This is a genomic window from Pontibacterium sp. (genome assembly GCF_041587635.1).
Taxonomy (GTDB): domain Bacteria; phylum Pseudomonadota; class Gammaproteobacteria; order Pseudomonadales; family Balneatricaceae; genus Pontibacterium.
This window is the reverse complement of sequence record NZ_JBFGYC010000753.1, coordinates 1-1,061: the sequence shown is the minus strand read 5'-3', so window position 1 is coordinate 1,061 and position 1,061 is coordinate 1. Positions and strand designations below refer to the sequence as shown.

Annotated in this window: 3 protein-coding genes; 1 reads left to right on the top strand and 2 read right to left on the bottom strand. The window is 48.2% G+C overall.

The features are described 5' to 3' along the window. On the top strand, window positions 1-328 hold a 328-nt coding region (locus ABYW01_RS21445), incomplete at its 5' end, for a tyrosine-type recombinase/integrase (protein ID WP_372836655.1). Here the strand turns inward: ABYW01_RS21445 and ABYW01_RS21440 are convergent. Together ABYW01_RS21440 and ABYW01_RS21435 are read right to left on the bottom strand one after the other, a co-directional pair. Beyond that, window positions 317-520, bottom strand: coding sequence for a helix-turn-helix transcriptional regulator (locus ABYW01_RS21440; protein WP_372836653.1), 204 nt, complete (start codon window positions 518-520; stop codon window positions 317-319). The two genes, ABYW01_RS21445 and ABYW01_RS21440, sit on opposite strands and share 12 nt — an antisense overlap. A 162-nt stretch (window positions 521-682) precedes the next feature. After that, complete coding sequence (locus tag ABYW01_RS21435) at window positions 683-934, bottom strand: DUF2829 domain-containing protein (protein ID WP_372836651.1); 252 nt, start codon at window positions 932-934, stop codon at window positions 683-685. Window positions 935-1,061: the final 127 nt, after the last annotated feature.

Below are 1,061 nucleotides of genomic sequence, written 5' to 3'. Positions count from 1 at the left end.
GCTTCAGCAATTGACGGGCGATAGCAAAAACGATCACCTGTTTCCCAACGTTCGAAGGCCTGATGACTTTATGTCCCATCGAGCAATTAATCAGGCACTGTGCAACTTAGGGTATGAAAAGCAGTTCTCAGGCCATGGATTTAGATCGACGGCCTCTACGATATTGAATGAAGAGGGCTGGAACCCTGATGCTGTAGAGCGCCAGCTGGCGCATATTGAGTCAAAGGGGGAAAGGAGGGCGTATAATCACGCCCAGTACCTGGATGAGCGGCGAGAAATGCTTCAGTGGTGGGCTGACTTTCTAGATGGTGCGGTATCAGGCCGCTGACACTTCCTCCTGCTCCACTGTTACATTAAAGCTGTCGATCCACGCTTTTACTTCGCTTTCTTTCCAGCGGCTTGTAGTGCCGATCTTTACAGGCTCCGGAAACCGACCGGCGTTTTTTTCTCGATAAAGGTATGACTTCTTGAACCCGGTCATATCTTCTACTTGTGTTAGTCGCAGTAGTCGTTCTTGCATGTTATTGATCCTCTTCTGTCCCATTCCGTTTTGCGGCTGTCCAGACCGCGCGATCATTACGAGGTCGAAGCCTCGTAATAGATGTATCTCAGTTCTTAATACTGTCCGTGCTAACCTTTACATAACACCTCGATGACGGGGACAAGGCCCCGTATCTCTTTGTTATTCGCCAACAACCTGCCAGTCTTCGGCCTGCATGTCTGCCTGACTAGCGAGCCACGGTATTAACGTATCACCAGCGGTTTTCATGCAAATAAATGATTCTGTATCCAGATCATCAACACCAGAAACATCTGTTGTGAAATCCCAAGAGTTGCCCGATACATGAAAGAGAAACATTCCTTTACCATTCCAGCCGACACGCTGTACTTTCTTACCTATCCGCATTTCTTTAATTGCTTGACCAAAATCCATAACTTCACCTTTAGTGTTTTAAATGCGAATAACAATTCGCTGTTGTCAGATGCTCGCTGCGCCTCGCACAGCAAAGCTCTGGGTTAAGCCGCAGCTCCAAAGCTCTGCTTCCCAAACTGCGCCGCAT